Source organism: Pseudomonas sp. JL3 (genome assembly GCF_031570575.1).
In the GTDB taxonomy this organism is placed as follows: Bacteria; Pseudomonadota; Gammaproteobacteria; order Pseudomonadales; family Pseudomonadaceae; genus Aquipseudomonas; species Aquipseudomonas cucumis.
On record NZ_JAKWJK010000001.1, the window covers coordinates 636,224 to 655,978 of the forward strand.

Annotated in this window: 18 protein-coding genes; 11 read left to right on the plus strand and 7 right to left on the minus strand. The window is 58.9% G+C overall.

Translation table 11 applies throughout. From position 1 onward, the window contains the following. Window positions 1-272: 272 nt before the first annotated feature. Together MMG91_RS02730 and MMG91_RS02735 are read left to right on the plus strand one after the other, a co-directional pair. Entirely contained in the window at window positions 273-1,187 is a 915-nt protein-coding gene (locus tag MMG91_RS02730) for a GGDEF domain-containing protein (protein ID WP_305449293.1), read from the plus strand. A 9-nt stretch (window positions 1,188-1,196) separates the two neighbouring features. Continuing rightward, entirely contained in the window at window positions 1,197-2,234 is a 1,038-nt protein-coding gene (locus MMG91_RS02735; RefSeq protein ID WP_305449292.1) for an AraC family transcriptional regulator, read from the plus strand. A gap of 25 nt (window positions 2,235-2,259) precedes the next feature. On the opposite strand, the gene MMG91_RS02740 is transcribed toward MMG91_RS02735, so the two are convergent. Further along, the gene (locus MMG91_RS02740; protein ID WP_310658652.1) at window positions 2,260-3,114 is read right to left on the minus strand and encodes a LysR family transcriptional regulator; all 855 of its coding nucleotides are present in this window, start codon (window positions 3,112-3,114) and stop codon (window positions 2,260-2,262) included. Between the two features lie 94 nt (window positions 3,115-3,208). On the opposite strand from MMG91_RS02740, the gene MMG91_RS02745 reads away from it, so the two are divergent. Further along, the gene (locus MMG91_RS02745; RefSeq protein WP_310658653.1) at window positions 3,209-3,850 is read left to right on the plus strand and encodes an NAD(P)H-dependent oxidoreductase; all 642 of its coding nucleotides are present in this window, start codon (window positions 3,209-3,211) and stop codon (window positions 3,848-3,850) included. A 32-nt stretch (window positions 3,851-3,882) separates the two neighbouring features. Beyond that, complete coding sequence (locus tag MMG91_RS02750) at window positions 3,883-4,263, plus strand: RidA family protein (RefSeq protein ID WP_310658654.1); 381 nt, start codon at window positions 3,883-3,885, stop codon at window positions 4,261-4,263. A gap of 97 nt (window positions 4,264-4,360) precedes the next feature. Here MMG91_RS02750 and MMG91_RS02755 read toward each other — a convergent pair whose 3' ends face one another. Continuing rightward, a complete protein-coding gene (locus tag MMG91_RS02755) occupies window positions 4,361-5,374 on the minus strand; it encodes a GlxA family transcriptional regulator (RefSeq protein WP_192343501.1) in 1,014 nt (337 codons plus the stop codon). Between the two features lie 258 nt (window positions 5,375-5,632). On the opposite strand from MMG91_RS02755, the gene MMG91_RS02760 reads away from it, so the two are divergent. From MMG91_RS02760 to phnE, 5 genes are all read left to right on the plus strand, one after another. Further along, complete coding sequence (locus MMG91_RS02760) at window positions 5,633-5,851, plus strand: hypothetical protein (RefSeq protein ID WP_305449287.1); 219 nt, start codon at window positions 5,633-5,635, stop codon at window positions 5,849-5,851. A gap of 235 nt (window positions 5,852-6,086) precedes the next feature. After that, on the plus strand, window positions 6,087-6,938 hold the full coding sequence (locus MMG91_RS02765) for a putative selenate ABC transporter substrate-binding protein (RefSeq protein ID WP_310658655.1): 852 nt from the start codon (window positions 6,087-6,089) through the stop codon (window positions 6,936-6,938). Further along, a complete protein-coding gene (locus MMG91_RS02770; RefSeq protein ID WP_310658656.1) occupies window positions 6,935-7,732 on the plus strand; it encodes an ATP-binding cassette domain-containing protein in 798 nt (265 codons plus the stop codon). The genes MMG91_RS02765 and MMG91_RS02770 overlap by 4 nt, the downstream gene beginning before the upstream one ends. Then, window positions 7,726-8,553 carry an ABC transporter permease subunit gene (locus tag MMG91_RS02775; protein WP_310658657.1) on the plus strand — a complete coding sequence of 276 codons (828 nt, stop codon included), beginning with the start codon at window positions 7,726-7,728 and terminating at the stop codon, window positions 8,551-8,553. Before MMG91_RS02770 ends, MMG91_RS02775 begins: the two co-directional genes overlap by 7 nt. Next, on the plus strand, window positions 8,550-9,317 hold the full coding sequence (gene phnE, locus MMG91_RS02780) for a phosphonate ABC transporter, permease protein PhnE (RefSeq protein WP_305506189.1): 768 nt from the start codon (window positions 8,550-8,552) through the stop codon (window positions 9,315-9,317). The genes MMG91_RS02775 and phnE overlap by 4 nt, the downstream gene beginning before the upstream one ends. Here the strand turns inward: phnE and MMG91_RS02785 are convergent. Further along, window positions 9,255-10,505, minus strand: a complete 1,251-nt coding sequence (locus tag MMG91_RS02785) for an MFS transporter (RefSeq protein ID WP_310658658.1) — start codon at window positions 10,503-10,505, stop codon at window positions 9,255-9,257. The two genes, phnE and MMG91_RS02785, sit on opposite strands and share 63 nt — an antisense overlap. Window positions 10,506-10,551: 46 nt before the next feature. Next, window positions 10,552-11,580, minus strand: coding sequence for an alpha/beta hydrolase (locus MMG91_RS02790; RefSeq protein WP_310658659.1), 1,029 nt, complete (start codon window positions 11,578-11,580; stop codon window positions 10,552-10,554). A 190-nt stretch (window positions 11,581-11,770) separates the two neighbouring features. Between MMG91_RS02790 and MMG91_RS02795 the strand changes: the two genes are divergently transcribed. Both MMG91_RS02795 and MMG91_RS02800 read left to right on the plus strand, forming a co-directional pair. Then, window positions 11,771-12,670, plus strand: coding sequence for a LysR family transcriptional regulator (locus tag MMG91_RS02795; RefSeq protein ID WP_310658660.1), 900 nt, complete (start codon window positions 11,771-11,773; stop codon window positions 12,668-12,670). Window positions 12,671-13,118: 448 nt separating this feature from the next. Further along, window positions 13,119-14,978: an ABC transporter ATP-binding protein gene (locus MMG91_RS02800; protein ID WP_310658661.1), complete on the plus strand. Its 1,860-nt coding sequence runs from the start codon at window positions 13,119-13,121 to the stop codon at window positions 14,976-14,978. A gap of 156 nt (window positions 14,979-15,134) precedes the next feature. Here MMG91_RS02800 and fabV read toward each other — a convergent pair whose 3' ends face one another. The 3 genes from fabV to MMG91_RS02815 all read right to left on the minus strand — a co-directional run bounded on the left by fabV (window position 15,135) and on the right by MMG91_RS02815 (window position 19,675). After that, entirely contained in the window at window positions 15,135-16,331 is a 1,197-nt protein-coding gene (gene fabV, locus MMG91_RS02805; RefSeq protein ID WP_310658662.1) for an enoyl-ACP reductase FabV, read from the minus strand. 963 nt (window positions 16,332-17,294) lie between these two features. After that, complete coding sequence (locus tag MMG91_RS02810) at window positions 17,295-18,485, minus strand: MFS transporter (RefSeq protein WP_310658663.1); 1,191 nt, start codon at window positions 18,483-18,485, stop codon at window positions 17,295-17,297. Continuing rightward, the gene (locus MMG91_RS02815) at window positions 18,482-19,675 is read right to left on the minus strand and encodes a serine hydrolase (protein ID WP_258700223.1); all 1,194 of its coding nucleotides are present in this window, start codon (window positions 19,673-19,675) and stop codon (window positions 18,482-18,484) included. Before MMG91_RS02815 ends, MMG91_RS02810 begins: the two co-directional genes overlap by 4 nt. Window positions 19,676-19,755 lie beyond the last annotated feature (80 nt).

Below are 19,755 nucleotides of genomic sequence, written 5' to 3' on the forward strand. Positions count from 1 at the left end.
TGCATCCGATCGGCACGGACTCTGTGGCGAGGGAGCTTGCTCCCGCTCGGTCGCGCAGCGGCCGTATGGGTTTTACCTGATCCACCGAAGTTGGGGAGCGCTGCGCACTCCAGCGGGAGCAAGCTCCCTCGCCACAGGTCCTCACTCGCCAGAAAATCCCACAGGACCATGAGCTGATTCGACCTCCCTGCCCCATTCCCACCCAGTCACCCGACTGTCACAAACATCTGCTGTGCTGGCGCGCATTGCTTCTTCGCCAAAGGATCGCGGCCATGTTCTCAGTGCTCAAACCTCACCGTTGGAAACTCGCCCTGCTGCTGTTGGCCGCCAACCTGGGGTTGCTTCTGCATCTGGCCTGCGGCGAAGTGAAACCGGTCAGCGAATGGGTCTGGCTGGATATCGTCGGTGAAGGCGGTTCGGCGCTGCTGGCGTTGGTCTGGCTGGGGTTGGTGCTCAAGAGTCGGCCGGCCGGGCGCGTCACCAATTATCTGGCGCTGGGTTTGAGCGGAATCTTTTTTTCCTGGTGGATCGACAGCCTCGACGAGTTCATTCGCCTGCCCGACAGCATCACCTGGGATCACTGGCTCGAGTCCGGGCCGATGCCGGTCGGCATGATCCTGCTGACCATCGGCATCTATCACTGGCACCGCGAGCAACTGGCGATCAGCGCGCAGATGGAGAAACGCGAGCGGCTGTTCCGCGAGCACCGTTTGTTCGACAAACTCACGCCATTGGGTGGCGCCGATTACCTCAAGCGCCAACTGGCCGGCAGCCTTGAGGAAAGTCATAGCCAACAACAGCCGCTGTCGCTGTTGGCGCTGGACCTGGACAACTTCTCGGCCATCAATCAGGCCTTCGGGCATGCCGAAGGCGACGCCGTGCTGCAAGCGCTCAGTCATTTGCTGCTGCTCAATCTGCGACGCCAGGACTTGCTCTGCCGATTGGCCGGCGACCGTTTTGTGGTGCTGCTGCCCAATACCGGCGAGAGCCAGGCACGGTTGCTGGCGCTGGAACTGCAACAAGCGGTTCAGGGTTTGGCACACAAAACCCGACAGCACGGCGAGCGCTTGCAACTGTCGGCGAGCACGGCGGTGGTGATGGCACTGAACGAGTCGCCGGACGCCCTGCTCAAGCGCCTTAACCTGGCGTTGGCCCGGGCCAAGCAGCCTCTGGCCAGAACGGCTTGAGGCCCGGCCATGACCCTGAAAACCACGTGGTACGAAACCGACAGCCGTTTCATCCCCGGGCATTATCAACCGGCAACCCTGATCGATCTGGCGTTGTCCCGGGACATCGACAGTCATCGTCTGCTGCGCGGCACCGGTCTGTTCCATGAAGACATTCTGGCTGGTCAGACCCGCCTCAGCCCCCTGCAGTTTTTCGCGCTGATCGGCAACAGCCGACGTTTGCTGGATGCCGACGACAGCAGTTTTCTGTTCGGTCAACGCCTGCTGCCTGGACACTACGGCGCCGCCAGTCACGCCCTGCGCCATGCACAAAACCTGCACCAGGCTCTCGACACCCTGGTGCAGCAACAGGCGCTGCTCAGCCCGCTAATGACGCCGCGGTTGGTGCTGGATGAAAAACACGCCTATCTCTATTGGCTGGACAGTTGCGGGGCCGGCGAGCAATGGCGTTTTCTGCTGGAAGCGAGCATGACCTCGCTGGTGGCCATGAGTCGCGCGCTGAGCGGCCAGCGTCTGCCGTGGGAATGCAGTTTCAGCCATGCCGAGCCCCGTTACGTCGAGCAATATTGGGTGCATTTGGGCGAGCACACTCAGTTCAACCGGCCGTTGGACCTGATGCGCATCCCCCGGGAATTTCTCGCCCGGCGATGGCCCGATGCGTCGGCCATTGCTGGCCAGGTCGCCCGTCAGGAAGCTCAGGGGCAACTGCAACAATTGGGCTGCACGTCGAGTTTTCTCGACGGCATGTACCGCTATTTACAGCGCCACGTGCGCCATACCCCAAGCCTGGAACAAGCCGCCCAGGCCTTCGCCATGAGCCCTGCCACCCTCAAGCGCAAACTGCAAAAACACGACACCGGTTTTCAGCAGCAGGTAGATTTGGTGCGCAAACACGTGGCCCTGTACCTGTACCAGATCAAGGGGTTCAGCAATGAAGCCGTGGCCGAGTACCTGAGCTTCAACGATGCGGCAAACTTCCGCCGCTCGTTCAAGCGCTGGACCGGCAGCACGCCCAATCTGATCCGTCAGTTGTTCAATACCGGCTGAGGCGTCATGCGATCGACCCAGACGGTCAAGCCCTTCGCGTGGAGCAATATTCCACGATGAGCTGAGTGAGCGCTGCCACAATCGTCTGATCCGCGTCAGCAGAGGTGAACAACCGAAACTGCGCATCCGGCAAATCCGGCAACCCTTGTTCCGCACCCAGAGCCGCCAGTCCCTGCCCCAATTGACTGACCGTCATGGGCGCCACCGCGAAACCAGCCAACGCCGCCGCCCGCAACACGGCGGTGCTGGTGCATGACATCGCCGCACGTTGGGCGATCCCCGCCTGCGCCAACCGCCTCAGCGCTATCTCACGATAAGGACAGGGCTCAGGGAACAGCGCCAGCGGCAACGGTGTCGGTAACTGGGTGACGGGTTGCGCCGACCAGGCCCACACCAACGGTTCTTGCCACAGTAGCAACCCCGCTTCGCTGGTTTCGCATAGCGAACCAATGACCAGCTCCAGATGGCCTTGCTTCATCAGGTTCAGCAACGTGCCAGGAATACCCACCTGCACGTCGATTTCCATGCCCGGGTACTGCGCCGCGAAATCCTGAAAAGCTCGCAGCAATCGCGGTTCGACAAAATCCTCCGATACCCCGATTCGCACCCGCCCGTGAAACGGTGTGCGCGTCAGTTGCGCCCAGGCATCACGGTTCAGCGCGAGGATCGTGCGCGCATAAGCGATCAGGCGCTCGCCATCGGGCGTCAGTTGCTGGGAACGGGTCGTACGCTTCAACAGCGGTTTACCGACCTGTTCTTCCAGTCGCCGCAAGTGACCGCTGACCGCAGATTGGGTCAGGTGCAGCTTTTCGGCTGCGCGGCTGAAACCCTCTTCATCGACGACGGTGACAAAGGTTTTTAACAACAGAATATCGAACATAGTTCTATTCGTGATTAATGGCTTATTTATTCACGATTTATATTCCAAATAAAACTATGTTGCAATGATCCAACTTCCCCGCCCGAGACATGCCATGACCACCCTTCTGCATATCGAATGTTCCCCGCGCAAACAGCGCTCGGCCTCACTTGAAGTCGCCCGCAGCTTCATTGCGCGTTATCAAGAAAACACCCCGGACACCGAAATCATCACCCTCGATCTTTGGAACATGGTTTTGCCGGAGTTCGACGAGCTGGCAATGGACGCCAAATACGCCGGGCTCAATGGCACGCCCTTGACTCCGGCGCAGCAAGACGCCTGGAACACCTTGAAAGATCTGGCCGCGTTCCTGCACCGCGCAGACGTCCTGGTGATGTCCGTACCGCTGTGGAATTTCAGCATCCCGTACAAACTCAAACACTTCATCGACCTGGTGTCGCAGAAAGACATTTTATTCAGCTTCGACCCGGAACGCGGTCTGGAAGGCATGCTGTACAACAAAACCGCCGTGGTGATGTACGCCCGCGGCCTGGATTTTTCGGCGCAGTCGATCACGCCAGCAGAGCGCTTCGACTTTCAGAAACCCTACGTGGAAGCCTGGCTGCAATTTATCGGTGTGAGCGATGTGCACTCGGTGATTGTCGAGAAGACCATTCTGGGGGAAGACGTTGACCTGAGTGCGCGTAAAACTGCGACTCAACAGGCCATGAGGCTGGCAGATAGTCTCGTGCTGTAAACTGACCTACCACCTCAAACAAGAGATCCCCCATGGCAAACCACGACATCACCTTTCTTCCCGACCCAGACCCGGACTCCATCTCCTCCGACGTCGCCGGTTTCGGCGGCCTGTTGGTCTCTACTCAAATCCCTACCCGCGCCGACGGCAGTCTGGAGCTGGGTGGCATCACCGAGCAGAGCGAGTGCACCCTGCAAGCGCTCAAGGTGGCATTGGAGCTTGCCGGCAGTTCCATGGACCGGGTGCTGCATCTGACCATCTACCTGACTGACATGGCCGACCGCGCCGCTTTCAACGAAGTCTACAAGCGCTTCTTCGCCAAGCCATGGCCGGTTCGCGCCGCCGTTGGCGTGGCGTCCCTAGCGGTCGAAGGCATGCGCGTGGAAGTGACCGCGATGGCGGCCAAGGGCTGAATCTGCGGACATGTCCGGTGGCCCTGCTCCAACGAGCGTTCGCCACCGGGCATCACTCATTCAGGGAGATCCTCACCGGTACGCAAAAAAGCAGTGATTATTTAACGAGCCGTTTTTCCTTGGAAGGCCTGTAGCCGAAATACGAGCTATAGCACTTGCTGAAATGACTGGGCGACACAAAGCCACAGGCAACCAGCACGTCTACCTGTGACAGCTCTGTGTGCTGAAGGAGTCGACGCGCTTCGGTGATGCGCAGCTCCATGTAATATCGCTGCGGGGTTGTCCCGAGCTGTTCCTTGAACAAGCGTTCGAGTTGTCGCCGGGAACGGCCCGCGTAGACCGCCAGTTGCTCCAGCTCCAGAGGTTCTTCGAGGTTGGCGTCCATCAGCTTGACCACCTCTCGCAATGGCGCGCTCACACAAATATTTTCAGCCGGTTTGATGCGCCGGTAGCGAGACTCCTCGAAAGCAAGAATGTCCTCGATACCCTCGACCAGAGCTTTATCGTGCAGTTCTTTGATCCAGTCCAACGCCATATGAAATGCCCCAGAGGGACTGGAAGCGGTGAGCCGGTCTCGATCGATGACATAGGGCTCACTGGTGACATGCGTCGCCTTGGAGATTTCCGCGAGTGCGGGACGATGTTCGGGGTGAATGGCGCAACGGTATCCATCGAGCAAACCTGCGCTGCCCAAGAACCATGCACCATTCCACAACCCGGCCAGAATGACACCTTGATCTGCCGCCGCTCGCAACAGGCTGATGAACTCATCAGTCGCCTTCAGTTCTGTCCTGTAGCCGCCGCAAATCACCAGCAGGTCCAGATTGTGAATGGCGGAAGAATCGATGCGTGCATCCGGCCGAATCACCAGGCCCAGGTCGCTGATGACCTCCCCCTCATTCAAGCCGAACGTCCGGGAAGAGAACAAGCCGGGGCGCAAAAGATTCGCGGTGACAATCGTGTCCAGCGCTTGCGTGAACGCGGGCAGCGAGAAATGCTCGAGCAGCAAAAAGCCTGCTCGAGTCATTCGAGCAGGCTCGCCAGGATTTTCGTTCAGATAGCGGAGGTTTTTCCCTTTCATGCCTCCGCTGAATTGACGTCGTTCGATCAATGTTCGACCCACTCGGTTACGTTAGCCAATCTGTCATTTGGTGCGCTTATAAAGCGTCATGCTACCTGCAGAAGCTGAAAAAGCCCTAGCACCATTATGCGACCGATCAGGCCAGTTGAAAGCCGTGACGAAGCGGATCTTTATCATCGACGAAAATGGTGTTGTGGCCGGTGATCCGGACCCAGCCACAAATTCTTGAAAACCCGAACTCCCTTCATACCGCTGTATCTAATGTGTAGGCCAATGGAGGTGAGCGAAATGAACAATGACGATGTTAATGACGACGAATCAGAAACGACCTCGAACGTCCCGCCTGCCGATACGGCTGGCAAACCCGACGATGTGGTCGAAAGCGAGCTTGAGGACCGCGACAGTGACGCCGAAAGTCTGGATGAAGCGCAAAACCAGGAGCAGGAGGCTGAAGAGCTCAGGCGAAAAATAGCGGAGATAGAGCGTAAAGTGGCGGACGGTAATTAACCAAATGCCGGAGGGGCGAGAAACATCATGATGCAAATGCTGGCCGAGGGTGATCTCACAAACGGGGTTATGCGCTCCGATAATTGACCGTTTCGGGTTGTGGATTCAACCGGTCGATGCAACAGATTGCAATTGGGCCAAAACCGGTCAATATCGCTCCTTTCGTCTACCCTCACAAAGCGCCAGTCATGCTTGGCGCCTCGACATTCTTTCGTTAATACACCGGAGATCTTCCATGCTCAAGCGTACCCTGGCATTGGCCATCGGCTTGACCCTGTCATTTTGCACCCTGTTGGCGCAGGCCGCCGATACGCTGAAAGTCAGCGCGATTCCCGATGAAGCCCCTACCGAACTGCTCCGCAAGTTCAAGCCGCTTGGTGCCTATCTGGAACAACAGTTGGGCATGAAGGTTGAGTTCGTGCCCGTCAGCGACTACCCGGCCGTGGTCGAGGCACTGGCCACCGACCGCATCGACCTGGCCTGGCTGGGCGGCTTCACGTTCGTACAGGCACGCCTGAAAACCGGCAATGCCATTCCGCTGGTACAGCGCGAACAGGACGCCCAATTCACCAGCAAATTCATCACCGCCGACCCTGCCGTCAAATCCCTCGCCGACCTCAAGGGCAAGACCTTTGCATTCGGCTCGGTGTCCTCCACGTCGGGCAGTCTCATGCCGCGCTACTTTATGCTCAAGGACGGCATCAAGCCTGAAACCTGGTTCAGTCGCGTCGGCTACTCCGGCGCCCATGACGCCACTGTCGCCTGGGTCCAGGCCGGCAAGGTCGACGCCGGCGTACTGAACGCCAGCGTGTGGGAAAAACTGGTCGCCGCCGGCAAGGTCGACACCACCAAGGTCAAAGTGTTTGCGACCACCCCGGCCTACTTCGACTACAACTGGACGGTGCGCGGAACCCTCGACCCGGCGCTGGCGGCCAAGATCAAGGCAGCCTTCCTGGCGCTCGATCCGGCGAAGCCTGCGGACAAGGAGATTCTGGATCTGCAAGCCGCCAGCCGATTCATCGAAACCAAGCCTGAGAACTATAAGGGCATCGAGGAAGCCGCCCTCGCCGCCGAACTGCTCAAATGACATTGCGTCTGACCCAGGTCAGCCTTACCCACGCCAACGGCGTCCAGGCGTTGCGTGGCGTGGACCTGCACATTGGTGCCAGCGAACAGGTCGCCATCATCGGCCCGTCTGGCGCGGGCAAGTCGAGCCTGCTCAACCTGCTGGCCACCGCCCTGCGGCCGGGCAACGGCGAGCTGCAGGTGCTCGGTGAGCACGCCTGGCAGCTTTCTGCCCGTCAGCGTCAGCGTCTGCGCGCGCGCATCGGCCTGATCCATCAGTCGCCTCCCCTACCACCGCGCCAGCGCGTGATCACTGCGGTTCTGGCCGGAAAGCTGGGGCAGTGGGGTTTGGGCAGGAGCCTGTTGAACCTGCTGCATCCACTGGATATTCCGGGCGCACGCGCGGCATTGGCCAGGCTGGACCTGAGTGACAAGTTGTTCGCGCAATGCCTGCAACTGTCCGGTGGACAGTTGCAGCGCGTGGGTATTGCCCGCGTGTTGTACCAAGCGCCCGAGGTGTTGCTGGCCGATGAGCCGGTATCGGCCATGGACCCCGTGTTGGCCCAGCACACGCTTTCGGTGCTCTGTCGCCATGCCCGGCAGCACAACGTCACCCTGGTCGCCAGCCTGCATGCGGTGGAGCTGGCCCTGGCGCATTTTTCGCGCATCATCGGCTTGCGTGATGGACAGATCCTGTTCGACCTTCAGGCCAGCGAAGTCGACCGTGAGTTGCTCGACAAGCTCTACGCCAACGAACAATTGCTGTCCCCACCGATTGCTCCGGCACCCTTGAGTGTGCAGATTCCCCGATGCTGACCCGTGATACCCGTGATCCCGCCACCCTGCCCCGGCTGCTGCTCACCTTGCTGGCCCTTGCCTTGCTGTGGCCGGGCATCCACTTCAGCGAGTTGGACCTCGGCGTGCTGGTGGCGAGTGACAGTCAGAGCGAGATGGGCCGATTTGTATCCGCCTTCTGGCCACCGGCCCATGGCGAAGAGTTCATTGAGCTATTGTTGCAAGCCACCCTGCAGACTCTGGCCATCGCCACGGCCGGCATGGCCCTGGCGTTGCTGTTGGCAGTCCCCGCCAGCCTGTTGGCCAGTCGTGCTCTGTCGCTGTCTGCTGCCTCCCGTGCCGGCCACCCGAGCTATTGGGGCCAACTGCTGCGTTGGCCCATACGCGGTTTACTGATTTTCCTGCGCAGCGTGCCGGAAATCGTCTGGGCCCTGCTGTTCGTGCGCGCCGTCGGCCTCGGCCCGACGGCCGGGGTGCTGGCCATTGCCATTACTTACAGCGGCATGTTGGGCAAGGTCTACGCGGAAATTTTCGAGTCGGTCGACCAGCGCCCTGCCCATGCGCTACTGCAATCGGGCAGCGGTCGGCTCGCAGCCTTCTGCTACGGGATCCTGCCCAATGTCGCTGCGGAGTTGCTCTCGTACACGGTGTACCGCTGGGAATGCGCCATCCGCGCCTCGGTGGTGATGGGCTTTGTCGGTGCCGGCGGTCTGGGCCAGCAAATGGATCTGTCGTTGCGCATGTTCGCTGGCGGTGAAGTGGCCAGTTTGTTACTGACGTTCCTCGTGCTGGTGCTGCTCGCCGATCAACTCAGCCGTCTGCTGCGCTGGAGGCTGACATGAATCGCCTGATCAACCTGGCACTGCTGCTCTGCATCGGTGCAGCGGTTGTCGCCTCGTTCGACTACCTGGGCATCAACCTCGGCGAACTCGGCGACAGCGGCAACCTGAAGCAGATGGGCGCTTATGCGCAGCGCTTTCTCAGCCCGGACCTGAGCCCGGGTCATCTGCGAGCGATCGGCCACGGCGCCCTGGAAACCATTGCCATGTCCGCCCTGGGCACCCTGCTCGCGGCGGTATTCGGTCTTCTATTGGCATTGCCCGCGGCGGGGCGTTTCGGCTGGCCACTGCAGAGCGCGTCGCGCCTGGTGCTCAACGCCTTGCGCGCGGTTCCGGAACTGGTGTGGGCCGCGCTGATGGTCCTTGCCGCCGGGCTCGGCCCCAATGCCGGCACCCTGGCACTAGCCCTGCACACCACCGGCGTGCTCGGCCGGCTGTTCGCCGAAGCACTGGAAAACACCCCACCAGAACCGGCCGAAGCCATCCGCCTGCAGGGCGGCAACGCCGTCTGGGCTTTCTGCTACGGCACACTGCCCAACCTGTTGCCACAGTTACTGGCCTACATCCTGTACCGCTGGGAAAACAATATCCGCATGGCCAGTGTGCTTGGCTTCGTCGGCGCCGGAGGTTTGGGGCAGATGCTCTATGTCAGCCTCAGCCTGTTCCAGGAAGCGCAAGCCAGCACGGTGATTCTGGCCATGCTGTTACTGGTATTTGCCGTCGATACATTGAGCAGCTGGAGCCGTCAGCGCTGGGTCAAGGCCTGAAATGGGGGGCAGATCCGCTCGCGATACGAACAGTGCAAGCACGGCAGCCACCAGAAGAAATACTCCACTCGCGATGAACGTAGCCTGGTAGCCAACGCCGTCATATAGCAACCCACCTACCGTCGCGCCGAGTGTGATAGCCAACTGAATCACCGCCACCATCAGACCGCCTCCCGTTTCGGCATCTTGTGGAAGCGTGCGTGATAGCCATGTGAACCAGCCCACAGGCGCGCACGTAGCAATCAGGCCCCACACACCCAGTAAAACGGCTGTCGCCCATATCGAGCTGCCGAAAACAAGTAGAGCCGCAGCAATCCCCGACATCAGGAGTGGAATGATCATCAGCACTCGATAAAGGCTTTTGTTCAACACCGGTCCGATCACCGTCGTGCCCACCAATCCGGCCATACCGATAATCAGCAATAGCAGGGAGAGCCCAGACACATCAACGCGGGTCACCCACTCCAGGAACGGACGCAGATAGGTGAATAACGTGAACTGCCCCATAAACAAAAATGCCACTGCCGCCATGCCCAGCGAGACTTTGGCATTACCTAACAGCCGAAACACTTCAAGTGCAGAGCCAGACTCATTTTGACCAGGCATTTTCGGCAACGTGAATGCTTGCCAACAGAGCGCCAGAGCGGCGAGCGGAACCACGCAGAAAAATGCACCTCGCCAGCCGATCAGCCCGCCCATGAAACTGCCAATGGGTGCTGCGACCGCAGTGGCAAGTGCGGTACCGCCCTGGATCAAAGCGATGGCTTTAGGCACAAAACTCTCGGGGGCAATCCGCATCATGACGGCGGTCGACATTGACCAACTGCCACCAATAGCGATCCCCAAAATGGCTCGACCCACCATCAGTGTCGAGTAGTTCGGGGCAAAGGCGACGAGCGTGCCAGAGGCAATCATCAAGGCTGTCAGGAAAAGCAAAACGGGCCGCCGGTCGAGCTGGCGAATGACTGAAGAGATGAAAAGACTGGTGACGACCGCGAAGAGGCCAGAAATTGAAATCGCTTGCCCGGCCTGCCCCTCTGTCAGCGCGAGATCGGTCGCAATCGGTGTGAGCAAGCTCACCGGCAGAAACTCCGAAGTCACCAGGGCGAAGGCGCACAGCGACATCGCCAGGACGGCTCCCCATACCTGTCGGCTCGCTGCTTGAAGAGGTAAGGTGGTGCTGCTCATCTAATGTCCTCCAATACGTGAAGCCCCAACGCTTGAATTCGCGGTGTCACTTAAGGTGGGTCTGGAAGAACGAAGACAGCTTGGCAAACGGGATAAGATCGACCCGATCATAGAGATCCACGTGGCCGGCACCTGGAATGATGACAAGCTCTTTGGGTTGACTCGACAGTCGATAGGCCTCTTCACTGAACTCACGCGAGTGAGCATTCTCACCGGCGATGAACAACATTGGCCGCGGCGAGATCGTCTCGATATCGTTGAACGGATAGAAGTTCATGAACTTGGCGTTGCTGGTCAGCGTCGGGTGAGTGGTCAGCAACGGTGACTGGCCTTTGGGAGTGAACTCACCGCGTGGCGTGCGGTAGAAATCATAGAACTCGCGCTCGATAGCGTTGGACTTGTCCGTCAGCTCATGGACAGTTCCGCTGGTGTACTCAGTTTTGCCACCGGTGAACTCGACATAACGCTGCTCGGCAGCAGCGGCGATAGCTTGCTTCCTCTGCTCGACAGTGACGGAATGCTTCAAGCCGTTTCGGTTGGCCGCGCCCATGTCATACATGCTGACCGTGGCAATGGCCTTCATCCGAGGGTCGATCTTGGCAGCGCTGATGACGAAGCTCCCGCTACCGCAAATGCCCAGGACGCCAATCCGGTTCCGATCAACGAAGGTCTGTGTGCCGAGGTAATCCACGGCGGCACTGAAGTCTTCAGCATAGATTTCCGGCGAAACCGCGTTGCGCGGTTGCCCATCACTTTCGCCCCAGAACGACAGATCGATGGCAAGGGTCACGAAACCTTGCTCCGCCAGTTTCTGGGCATACAGGTTCGAACTCTGCTCTTTGACCGCGCCCATGGGATGACCAACGATGATCGCTGCGCTTTTGCTACCGGGCTTCAGATCTTTAGGGACGAACAGATTCCCTGCCGTTTTCATCTGGTACTGATTTTTGAAGGTCACCTTCTGCATTGTGACCTTCTCGCTTTTGAAAAAATTATCAGCTCCGTTAGACATGTCTGCTCCCAGTGCGGAGAGCGACGCCATCAGAAGGCCGAGCAAGATAACGAGTTTTTTCATGAGGTGCTCCCATCCGTGAATAGGTGCTGATCAACCTGGTTGCCGGGTCTGGATCAGCGAGTGGTATGAGCCATGCCTGTGATTACAGGTGAGACTTGCCCTATTCTCAGGGAATACGTCATGCTTGATAATCTAATGAAAGCTTGTTGAAGTTATAAGCATAGCTAATCAATTTATCCAGGCGCCTTTGATGCCACGACATAATCTGAACGACCTTCTGGCCTTTGTGACGGTCGCCAGGGAGGGAAGCTTTACCCGAGCGGCTGCCCACTTGGGTGTCACACAGTCCGCGCTGAGCCAGACCGTTTCCGGGCTTGAAAAGCGGCTGAAGATTCGTCTACTGACGCGCACCACTCGTAGCGTTTCGCCGACCAGCGCGGGTGAACGCCTGATGCAAGCCATTGGTCATCGTTTCGACGAGATCGAGGCCGAGCTGGATGCTTTGACTGAGCTTCGTGACAAGCCTGCAGGCACGGTGCGCATTACCTGCGGTGATTTTGTCCTGAAGACAATCCTCCTTCCGCGGCTCACGCCTTTGCTCCTTGAATACCCCGATATCAAGGTTGAGTTCGATATCAACTATGGCTTCCGAGACATCGTTGCTGACCGCTTCGATGCGGGCATCAGATTTGGCGACACCGTCGATAAAAATATGATCGCCGTTCCAATCGGGCCCGAAGTACGGATGGCTGCAGTGGCATCGCCCTCCTATTTCGCACGCAACCGTGCGCCAAAGAAGCCGCAGGATCTGGTGAATCACAGCTGTATCGACATACGCTATCCAACCCTTGGCGGACTTGATGCCTGGGAGTTCGAAAAACGCGGTCGCAAGGTCAACGTGCGTGTCGTTGGCCAGGTCATTGTGAACACAAGCGCACACGTCCCGGCTGCGGCAGTTAACGGCTTAGGCATCGCCTATTTACCGGAAGAAGAATTTGCCCCGCACATTGAGGATGGCCGCTTGGTGCGGGTACTGGAAGACTGGTGCCCTTTGTTCTCGGGTTATCACCTGTACTACCCAAGTCGTCGTTTGCCAACTCCGGCCTTTTCGCTTGTTCTGAAGGCTCTTCGAGGTGAGGCTTTCTTTTAACGCAGCGCATGGGATGGAGGGATATGGATCTCCATTATCTGAGAGTCGTTTGGATGACCGCCACCGACGGTGCGAAGCGCCACAAAATCGCGGCGGGGCCCCTTTGAGTCGAGCTTTGCGCAGTCTGAAAGGCTGCAATGGTTAGGAATATTTACCTTATCCCCGCGGCGTGGGCGCAACGCGCCTACAGCGTTGTGTGTCTGGCCAGTGTCTGCTTTTTGGCCGATTTCTGCCTGTCACGAATGACTCACTTGAGTCGAGAGCGGCGCTCCGAGACCGCCCGTCTTGGCCTCGCCGACTTGGATTTAAACATTGTCTGAGTTCCCCCACTCGGCAATCCAACTTTCAGGGCAACATGCCTGTAGAGCCATGCCCGCTACTCCACATCCCCCTCAAAGTAACCTTTAGATGGCAGAATCTCCTTAACTTGATCGTTTCGGAGACCACCATGCTTCGCGCATTTGAACAAAGACTCGACCCCTTCCCGCCCGACGAGGTACCACCGCCACCCGAGGGCCTGGCTCGGTTCCTTTGGGCGTGCACACGGGGCGCCCGCCGCTATATCCTTGCGTTTGCGCTGCTCAGTGCCGGTGTGTCGATCTACGAAGCCTGGTTGTTTTCTTTCCTTGGGCAGGTCGTGGATTTGCTCTCGACCTGGCAGGCAGGTGGTGATGCGGCCGCGCAGGAAAGTCGCGTGTTGTGGGGCATGGGCATCGTAATGGTGGCCAGCATCGGACTGGTGGCGTTGCGTACCATGGTGCAGCACCAGATATTGGCGATCAATCTGCCGTTGCGGCTGCGTTGGGACTTCCACCGCCTGATGCTGCGGCAAAGCCTTTCGTTTTTTTCCGATGAGTTCTCCGGCCGGGTCACCACCAAGGTGATGCAGACTGCGCTGGCCGTGCGCGACGTGCTGTTCACCCTTATCGAAATCGCACCCGGGATCGGGGTGTATTTCATCGCAATCATTGCACTGGCCGGCGGCTTCGCACTGAAACTGATGCTGCCTTTCGTTGCGTGGATCGTGTTGTTCGGGCTGGCCATGCTGTACTTCGTGCCTCGCTTGGGGGCAGTCGGGCAGGAACAGGCCAATGCGCGGTCGATGATGACCGGGCGTATCTCGGACGCCTACACCAACATCACTACGGTGAAGCTGTTCTCCCACTCCAATCGAGAAGCGCACTTCGCGCGTGCAGCGATGGAGGACTTTAAGCAAACCGGCTTCCGTCAGATGCGCCTGGTCAGCCAGTTCGAGATCGTCAACCAGGCATTGGTGGTGGCGTTGATCATGGCAGCAGGTGGTTATGCGCTGTGGCTATGGCACCAGGGTGAGGTCGGCGCAGGCGCCGTGGCGGCAGTCACTGCCATGGCGTTGCGTATCAATGGCATGTCGCACTGGATCATGTGGCAAATGACCTCGCTGTTCGAGAGCATCGGCACCGTACAGGATGGCATGGCAACCCTTACCCGCGGCCCCAAGGTGCAGGATGCGCCGGACGCGGGCGTCCTGGTGACCTCCGGCGGGGCGGTAACCTTCGACAACGTGAGCTTCAACTACAATGGCGAACGCCAAGTGCTCGATGGCCTGAGCCTGAACATTCGTCCGGGGGAAAAAATCGGTCTGGTGGGCCGCTCCGGCGCGGGCAAATCCACGCTCATCAACTTGCTGCTGCGCTTCTATGACGTCGACAGCGGGCAGATTCGCATTGACGGGCAAGACATTGCGCACGTGACGCAAGACAGCCTGCGTAGCGCCATCGGCATGGTCACCCAGGATACTTCCCTGCTGCACCGTTCCATTCGCGACAACATCGCCTACGGCCGACCCGATGCAAGCGACGCACAAATCCGCAGTGCCGCGGCCAATGCTCAAGCTGATGGGTTCATCAGCCAACTGAGCGACCGGCAAGGTCATACCGGCTACGACACCCTGGTGGGCGAGCGCGGCATCAAGCTTTCTGGCGGCCAGCGCCAGCGCGTCGCGATTGCCCGAGTGATGCTCAAGAACGCCCCGATCCTGCTACTTGACGAGGCTACCAGCGCGCTGGACTCGGAAGTCGAAGTGGCCATTCAGGAAAGCCTCGATGAAATGATGGAGGGAAAAACCGTAATCGCCATCGCCCATCGGCTGTCCACGATTGCGGCAATGGATCGACTTATTGTCATGGACGATGGACGCATCATCGAACAGGGCACCCACACCGAATTGCTCGCTAAGAACGGCATCTATGCGCGGCTGTGGCACCATCAGAGTGGCGGGTTCCTGGGTGAGGATCGGGGGATGACCGAGGCTATGGATCAGGTATGAGCGTGAACAGCCCGGGGATGATCTGCAAGCGGCTGGGTCGATTGCTGCCCCTCGCGACAGTCAGCAATCGGCCAAAAACAGACATCCCGTTACAACCCCTCTTGGGCAGCAGCTGCCTCTGCATGGGGCATCGAGGCAGCTATCCATACTTACGACCTAAGCCTGGAACAGGTTGGAGATCTTGACATCCGGATCTACCTCAGCCTCGTAGTCCACTCCTTCGATCCCGAAACCGAAGAGACGCAGGAACTCCGCCTTGTAACCGACAAAATCAGTAAGTTCATAAAGGTTGTCATTGCTGACCTGATCCCAGAGTTGCTTGACCCGGTCCTGGACTTCGGGAGCCAGTTCCTTGTAGTCCGCGCGCAGGCGGCCCTCTTGATCCATAACTGGAGAATGGCCGTACAAGCTGTCTTTGTAGAGCGCGTAGACCTGCTCGATGCATCCCTCGTGTGTGCCCTGCTCCTTCATGACTTTGAACAACAATGACAGATACAGCGGCATGATCGGGATAGCTGAACTTGCCTGGGTAACCACCGCTTTCAATACCGAGACCCGCGCGTCGCCCCCCAGAACAGCCAATCGTTCACGGATACCAAGGACTTTCTGATCCAGGTCCTTCTTGGCCGCACCAATGGAGCCATTCCAGTAGATGTCATGAGTCAGCTTTTCGCCCAGGTAAGTGAACGCGGTCGTTTTCGCCCCATCAGCCAAAACACCCGCTTCGTGCAGGGCATCGATCCACATCTGCCAGTCTTCGCCGCCCATCACGGCCACCGTGCCATCGATTTCGCTTTGGGCCGCGGGTTGTAGCGTGGTGTCCTTGACCACTTCCTTATCCGTATCCAGGCCCCGCAAGGTCACGGCCTTGTCGAGCGGCTTGAGAGTAGAACTGAATACTTCACCCGTCTTGGGGTGTGTCCGGCGCGGTGCGGCAAGACTGTAAACAACCAGGTCGACCTTCCCGAGGTCGCGCTTGATAACGTCGATAGTCTTCTGTTTGATCTCATCGGAAAAAGCATCGCCGTTGATGCTCTTGGCGTAGAGGCCTTCGGACTCGGCAAACGTGTGAAAGGCCGCTGTGTTGTACCAGCCGGCGGTGCCGAGCTTGCCCTCCTCGCCTTCACGTTCGAAAAACACACCGAGAGTGCTGGCGCCACAACCAAAAGCTGCCGTTATCCGCGCAGCAAGTCCGTATCCGGTCGACGCACCAATCACCAGTACGTTCTTTGGCCCCCCGGAGATCAATCCTTCTGCGGTAACGTAGTCGATCTGATTCTTGACGTTGGCTTCGCAGCCAGTGGGGTGAGTAGTCACACAGACAAAGCCGCGAACGCGCGGTTTGATGATCATAAAAGATCTCCCTCTTCCAAAATGTAGAGAGCCAACACTGGCTATAAAAGTCATAGACGCCTGGAAAGCTGAAGCGTCACGGTGAATGATCTGCTGCGGTTGGTGCCCCTACCGCCGGCTGCGTCCGCACACACCGTCGTATCGTGGCAGGACGTCGTCTTCGGCAGTTACAGACTCAGTGTTGAATGTCCGAGTTGGGTCGGATACAGCCCTTGGTGACAGGCAGAAAACGGCCAAAAAAGCGGTTATTCAGACTTCGCCGATTACGGCCAGAAACCGCCATCGATGCCCAAGGATCTACAGACTTACGCGTAGCCAGAGCAAAGAGTGAGATGTAACTGCTATACCTTCACCTACTGCGTTCCAGCATAGTAAGAGGGTAAATGAACATGGGCTTTCGTGGAGACACCTACCAGCAAATCATCACATGGCGCCGGCTCAGCGATTCGGCAGCAGTGAGATACGTCTGTTTTTTGAATCTCCAAACCTCACTGTACACAGTACAAAGCGCTGATTTTTTTAACCTGCCATTGGACACCTCTAATCAAACCTTCCTTGATAGTCAGTTGATTGAGCTATTTATCGAGGTTTCGCCGCGCGATCGGAGCGATGGGTATCGGTGCTTGACGGAAGCTATGGACGCTCACGATGCAGCTTTCTAATGCACTCGGCGCCCCCCCCTCTTCTGTATATTTCCCACTTACAACCGGCCAATTTTTTCAACCTTGCGAATGACTGCTCCGGGTCGATTTCGGCCCTTTCTGACGAGCAACTATCGGCCAGAAGCAGACACTGGGTATGGATTGCAGATCTCGCACAGACACTACTCAAGGGGCTATGCAGACCTTTTCGAGCCACGCGGCAAAGGTTGGCGATAGCTGTCATGCCGGCCCACTTCCGTCCAAAAGCTTTGGGATGCGCTGTTAACGAGGTTCGCCGCTGCCTGCTACCACATCAGCACATTCAAATTGCATCGGTTTTCACCCCCTGCACCACGGGAAACCCGCGCAACTTGGCCGACCACGTCACCATCAGCGTGGCCACCAACAGCACCAGTAATGCAGGAGGGAATGCTTCTACGCCGAGTCGGTCGAGTAGTAGACCTCCCACAATGCCCCCGCCAGCAATTGCGATGTTCCAAGCAGTCACGAGCATGGATTGTGCGACATCTGACGCATCGCCAGCAGTTCGGACCAATGCCGTTTGAAACAACGTTGCGGCACCGCCAAAGGCTAATCCCCACGCGCCAATCGCTACGAAAACGGCAACGGGTTCGGTGGCTGCTATACCCAGCACCATCGCTGAAATGCCAAACAATGCGGTACTCGCCAGGGTCAGCGCACGCAGGTACTGGTCGATTAACAGCCCAACAATCCAGATTCCCAGCAGCGATGTGATTCCGAAGACCAGCAGTACTACATCCGTCTGCGCCCCCAGGCCGGCCACTTGCAGAAACGGGGCGATGTAGGTGTAGAGAATGTTGTGCGCAAGGACGAACGCCAGTACCACGAAGAGCACGGGGCGAATGCCCCACAGTGTGAATACATAGCGCAGCGACAGACGTTTTTGTTCAGCCTTTCCGGCGAAGTCCGGCACGTTGAAGCGCACCCATGCCATCAGCAGCACGGCCAGCAGGCTCATGATGCCGAAGCACATGCGCCATCCCAGGACGTTGCCCAGAAAGGTTCCGGCCGGGATGCCCAACGAGAGCGCCAGGGGTGTGCCCACCATCGCAATCGCGATGGCGCGGCCTTTGCGGTGTTCGGGCACCAGGCGCGCGGCATAGCCGGCCAATAACGCCCACAGTAGCCCCGCCGCAACGCCGGCCAGAAAGCGCGCCGCGATCGTCAACGTGAAGCTGGTCGAAAACGTCGTGACCGTGTTGGCAATGGCAAAGCCGGCGATGGCAGCGAGTAGCAAGGGACGGCGACGAAATCCTTGTGTGGCCGCCGTTAACGGCATGGCGGCCATTAGCGATCCAATGGCATAGGCGGTGACGGTTTGCCCGACCCACGCCTCGGAGACGGCCAGCCCCTGTGCCATCTGCGGCAGCAGACCAGCCGGCAGTGCTTCGGTAAGGATGGTGATGAAGGCGGCCATTGCCAGCGCCAACAAGGGTGCATAAGGCATGCGATCCTGCACTTCCGAGTTCATTGGCCTAGCTCCGCGACGCCGTATACCGCGTCCCGCAGGTCGGTTACGAACCGTCCCGACATGCCCTCGTACAACGTGTTGGTGAAGGCGACGACACTCAGCTTCTGCTGTCGATCCACACACCACGAATGGCCATAGGCGCCACCCCAACGCCAGGTGCCTGGCGACTCGGGGGTGACCGCCAAGGCCGGATCGCGCAGTATCGAGAACCCCAGACCAAAGCCGAACCCCGGTGCAGCGGGTAATTCCCGGCCGCCGGTTTGATCGAGTGCCATCTCCTCGACGAGTGCCGTGGACAGCAGCTCACCGCCGCCGCGACGCAATGTTTCAAGGAGGCGCAGGAAGTCCTCGGCTGTTCCGGCCATACCGGCACCACCCGACGCAAACGCCTGCGGGTTGAAGATGCGGGCGGGGCTGAACGGGATGCCGATCGCCCCCTCGAACGGAGAAACGATTTCGCCTTCGGCCAGCGCATGGGGCTCGGGAGTCGCACTGACGTAGGCGGTAGGCACGCGCGATGGGTCCAGCGCGGCAAAGCCGGTATCGGTCATGCGCAGCGGATCAGTCACGAGCTGGCGCACCGCATCAGCCAGTTGCTCGCCCTGCACCCGCTGAATCACCGCACCTAGTACATCGGTTGCCACCGAATAGCCCCAGGCCGTGCCGGGCTCGTACAGCAGCGGCACGCTGGCGATGCGGCTCAGGTTCTCGGTGAGGCTGACGGTGGACGCATCCATACCATCCGAGACACCGGCCTGTGCATAGGGGCCATGCGCATCGGCTTCGAAAAAGCGATAGCCAAGCCCCGCCGTGTGACTAAGCAAATGCCGCACCGTGATGCGGGCAGCACGTCCATCAGCCAACTGTGGCCGAAACTCGGGCAACCACCGCTCAACGCTGTCATCCAGACCGAGACGGCCTTGCGCTACCAACACCAGGGCCGCCGTCGAGACAATAGGTTTGCTGACCGATGCCAAGCGAAACACCGCCTCTACGCTCATCGGCAACCGCTTCTCGCGGTCGGCCCAGCCGGCCGCCTGGCGATGGACCAACTCGCCATCGCGGGCCACCAATACCACCGCGCCAACCAGTCGCTGCTGCTCCAGCGCTTGCTGGACCGTTGCTTCAATGCGCGCGGACAATTGACGTGAAAGCGTGCCCGTGGATAAAGCGATTTCGGGGAGGGTCATGCGCAGTTCCTTCTGAGAGTGGAGAGCCCCGCCACGATAGAAAGTCTAGGATTAAAGAAAAACTGGGGTAGAGTTCCATT